The 3967-nt window shown below is 32.7% G+C and carries 4 protein-coding genes; 1 reads left to right on the forward strand and 3 read right to left on the reverse strand.

What is annotated here, in order from left to right:
• Positions 1–232: hypothetical protein (locus tag BUC09_RS14955; RefSeq protein ID WP_234972667.1), on the forward strand; the 232-nt coding region annotated here is incomplete at its 5' end.
• A gap of 1025 nt (positions 233–1257) precedes the next feature.
• Here BUC09_RS14955 and BUC09_RS14515 read toward each other — a convergent pair.
• The 3 genes from BUC09_RS14515 to BUC09_RS14525 form a co-directional block, all read right to left on the reverse strand.
• Positions 1258–1722: a DMP19 family protein gene (locus BUC09_RS14515; protein WP_073312308.1), complete on the reverse strand. Its 465-nt coding sequence runs from the start codon at positions 1720–1722 to the stop codon at positions 1258–1260.
• Positions 1723–1940: 218 nt separating this feature from the next.
• The gene (locus BUC09_RS14520) at positions 1941–2792 is read right to left on the reverse strand and encodes a NotI family restriction endonuclease (protein ID WP_073312309.1); all 852 of its coding nucleotides are present in this window, start codon (positions 2790–2792) and stop codon (positions 1941–1943) included.
• The coding region (locus BUC09_RS14525) for a DNA-methyltransferase (protein ID WP_234972668.1) at positions 2789–3967 on the reverse strand (1179 nt) is incomplete at its 5' end. The genes BUC09_RS14525 and BUC09_RS14520, both read right to left, overlap by 4 nt.

Below are 3967 nucleotides of genomic sequence, written 5' to 3' on the forward strand. Positions count from 1 at the left end.
GAGCAAGAAAAAGTTAAGATTACCAACAATAAATAAAGCATTTTATTTTTCATACTCGAATTTTTACAACGTAGCTACAAAGCTTGCATATAACGTTCCTGCGCTTGGCGAGGTTGCGAAGTACGGAACTGATTATTTTCGGTTAAATTATAAATTTCTTGCGAAACGTGAACGTGATTTTACCACAAAACTCGCAATCTCGCCAAACGCATGTTATGCGGGGGTTGTTTAGTCGGAATTACTTTTAAATCGCAAATTTTTTACGCTTCTGTTGGCACATTCCAATTTTCCGTCTTCTGTTTTTCAGTTTCAATTTAGCTTTTTATATTCAGTTTGTTAATTGTCAATCTTTATGCTTTTTAAATTCCAATTTTCACGTTTCTGCTTTTTCGCGCTTTTACATTTAGATTTCAACTTTCACGCTTCTATTTAGATTCTAATTTTACGTTTTCAATTTTAAGCGCAATGTTTTTCAGTTTTCAGCTTTTCAGCTTTTCAGATTCCAACTTTCACGTTTCTGTTTTGTCAATTTTCTGCGGAAACAAATGTTTATTTTCTGATTGAATTTACCTGCGTAATTTCGGCTCAACTCACGCATAACGGTCTTGCGCTTGGCGAGGTTGCGAAGATCGGAACTGATTATTTTCGGTTAAATTATAAATTTCTTGCGAAACGTGAACTTGATTTTACCACAAAATTCGCAATCTTGCCAAACGCATGTTACTGGCTGGTCTTTTAGTCGAAATTACCATTAAACGGCTAACTTTTCACGCTTCTGTTGGCACATTCCAATTTTCAAGTTCGCTTCGCTTATTTGCTTTCGCTCGAGTCAGTTTTTCGGTTTCAATTTAGCTTTTTAGATTCAGTTTGTTGATCGTCAATTTTTATATTTTCAGATTCCGTTTTTCATGTTTCTGCTAGTCAATTTCAATTTTCATGTTTCAAATTTCTGCGTAAGTTTGGCAGATTTCAATTTTTCAAGTTTGCTTCGCCTATTCGCTTTCGCTCGAGTCTGCTTTTCAGATTCCAACTTTCACGTTTTTGTTTTGTCAACTTTCTGCGGAAAGAAATGCTTATTTTCTGATTGAATTTACCTGCGTAATTTCGGCAGACTAGCCAGTAACGGTCCGCGGCTAAAGAAAGTGGCGTAAGCCAAAACCAAGCCTAACCAAAAATAGACAAAATTTAGAAAATTCGGAGAATTTTCGGGAAATTCTTGATCAAGCCATTTACTTTAACCGCTGTTGTGCACTGGTTTTATTTAAAGTCATTTATGTTTTTTCTAACATAATCTAAAACTAAACTGCCAATATTTTCTTCATAAAGATAAAATTTATCTTCAAGTTGAGTCCATTTTTCGGAAGTTTGCTCATCAATATTTTCTAAAATTTCGCGTCTTTTTTCGTTATTTTTTGGGATTGGATTTTCAGGAAAGTAACTGTAAGCTTCTTCAACTAACTTAGCGGTTTTTGTCGCTCCAATTCTTTTCAAAGCTTCTAAAGTTTCGGTTGCATAATCGCCACTTGAGTTAAAGAAAAACTGGTCAAAACCTCCATTATTGATTTCGGCTTCCAATATCTCAACGTAAAGAAATGTTTGTTCGGCTTCATTTAAGTTTTCAAAATCATCGAATAATTCAGTTTTTTTCCAAAGTATTTCTTGAATTTTCAATATAGATTCTGTTTCATCTTTAATTAATAAAGCTTTTTCTATTTCAGACATTTGATTGCAATTAGTAAATGAGAAAAATATTAATATGTAAATTATTTTTTTCAAGATTTCGTTCGGTTTAAACTTGTGCACAACGTCCCGTGGCTTTGCGAAGTTTGGGTTTATATTGCCCCAAACCATTCCATTCGGACTGAAGTCAAATATACAAAAAGATCGTCCCATTAAACACCCAAGCCCAAATTTCGCAAAACCACTGTTAGCCACAGTATTTATATTGTAAACAAAGTTCTGTCGTTAATTTTGGATTCAAGTGTAATTAATATTTTTTCAAGTTCAACATTTGCTTCTGCTTGTAATCCAAGTAATACTGAAATACCGTCGCTATCAGTACTGTATCTTTTACTAAGTTTCAGTTTGTAACTTTTGTCTTTTTCATTATTCAATTCATAAGAATGGAAGTGCATAGAATCTCCAATTTTTGGATTATCTGAAACTTCAGAAAAAGTAAATTCTTGTTTTATGTAATCTAGTAGGCAATCTTGTGTAACTAAGACTAAGTGCTTGTTTAAGTTTTCGAACGTGTGAATTTTGTGATGGATTTGGACTAAAATTGTTTTGGCTGTCATCTTCCAATTCATTCCAAATGGTTTTTTAGAATCGGTAATTGTGTCTTTTGTTTCAAAACCTTGCTCTTTCAAAAATCTTTGTCTTTCTGGCCAAACTGTGCCAGTAGTATCTAAAGTTTGTAATTCTATACCAACAAAATCTTTAACCTTCCTGTTTGAATCTGTTGATACTAAAAAATAATCTACATTCCCGCCAGGAATTTTAATTTCTGAAAGAATATGTAATTCATTTCCTGGTTCATGAGCAGTAAGTAAATGAATACAGTCCATAAAAATTTGTTTTCTTTCAAGTAATCTAAAAGGACAAATAATTATATTTTTTTCATCTTTACCATAGTTAAGAGTACATGTGCCAATTGCAATTTCAGGTTCGCTTTTTCTATTCTTAATACATTTTTTATCAATATACTTACAATGTTGTGTTTTTAGTTTTTCTACCCAATTAATACTGTTATCTTTTGTCGATTCAGTAAATAGTTCAGTTACTTTACTCATATAAATTCAGCTTGTATCTCTTTAGCAATATCTACATACTCTGACGAGATATCAATACCAATTGATTTTCGGTTAAACATTTTTGCGACTCTCATTGTAGTACCTGTTCCGCAAAACGGGTCTAAGACAATTCCATCTTTTGGACAAGTTGCTAATATTGGAATTTTACATAAATCTTCTGGGAAAACAGCATAATGTTTTTTCCTTTTTTGCGAATCTTCAGGTACAATATCCCAAACGTCAGTAGGCATTGTTCCGTTTGGATTATAAAATAAAAAATAAAATCCCTTGTCTTTTAATTGTTTAGCTCTTCCCGATAATTTTTCAGAATCTGAATGAGTAGAACGTTGTTGATTCCTTATAATCATTCGGAAATCTGCAAGTTCATTATTTTCTATTCGTTTTAATACGTTTTCCAGCTCATTAAAGGCATTTCTTTTTTCTTCTTCGGTCAATGAAGTAGAAAGTTCAATCTGTCTTTTGTATCTGATTCCACTTACACCTGTTGCAGATATTACTGCTCCATTCTGCACTTTACTTTTTCTAGGTTTTGAACGTATTGCAATATCATCATAAAAATATCCAGTAGGCTTACTTGTAAAATGAAAAACATGTTCGTGAACATTGCCCAATCTGTCCTTTGTGCTATTCATTCCGCCTTTTTGCTTATTCCAAATAATACTGTTTCTCAAAGTCCAGTTTTGTTCATTTGTCATTCTAAGTGCAACTTGCCAAGGAATTCCTAAAAGAGATTTATTATGATATTTATCTCCAATATTTAACCAAAAAGAACCTGTAGGTTTTAAAACTCTTTTTAGTTCTTCTATTATATTCAGTAGATTTTCTATAAATTCAGAATAAGTGTTCTCAAGACCAATTCCGCCATTTTCATATTGTCGTTGCCCCCAGTATGGAGGACTTGTTATAATGCAGTCAACATAATTATCAGGTAAAGTTTTCAATACATGCAAAGCGTCACCAATTAAGTAAATTGGGTCTTTACTTGAGTTCTTTCTATAACTTTCAAATTCTGTTTTTATCATTCTGCAAATATACAGTTTTATTTTTTTTAATATTGTGGCTAACGTCCCGCCGGCTTGGCCTGCTGTTGCGGCATTCGTACACGGAACTTCACAAATATTAACAAATTTTGGTTTAACGCGTAACTTTCCAAA

The sequence above is a fragment of the Flavobacterium terrae genome (assembly GCF_900142035.1).
Classification (GTDB): domain Bacteria; phylum Bacteroidota; class Bacteroidia; order Flavobacteriales; family Flavobacteriaceae; genus Flavobacterium; species Flavobacterium terrae.

Excerpts from the sequence above, each read along its gene's own strand:
- BUC09_RS14515 (WP_073312308.1), bottom strand. The coding sequence starts at position 1,722 with ATGTCTGAAATAGAAAAAGCTTTATTAATTAAAGATGAAACAGAATCT.
- BUC09_RS14520 (WP_073312309.1), bottom strand. The coding sequence starts at position 2,792 with ATGAGTAAAGTAACTGAACTATTTACTGAATCGACAAAAGATAACAGT.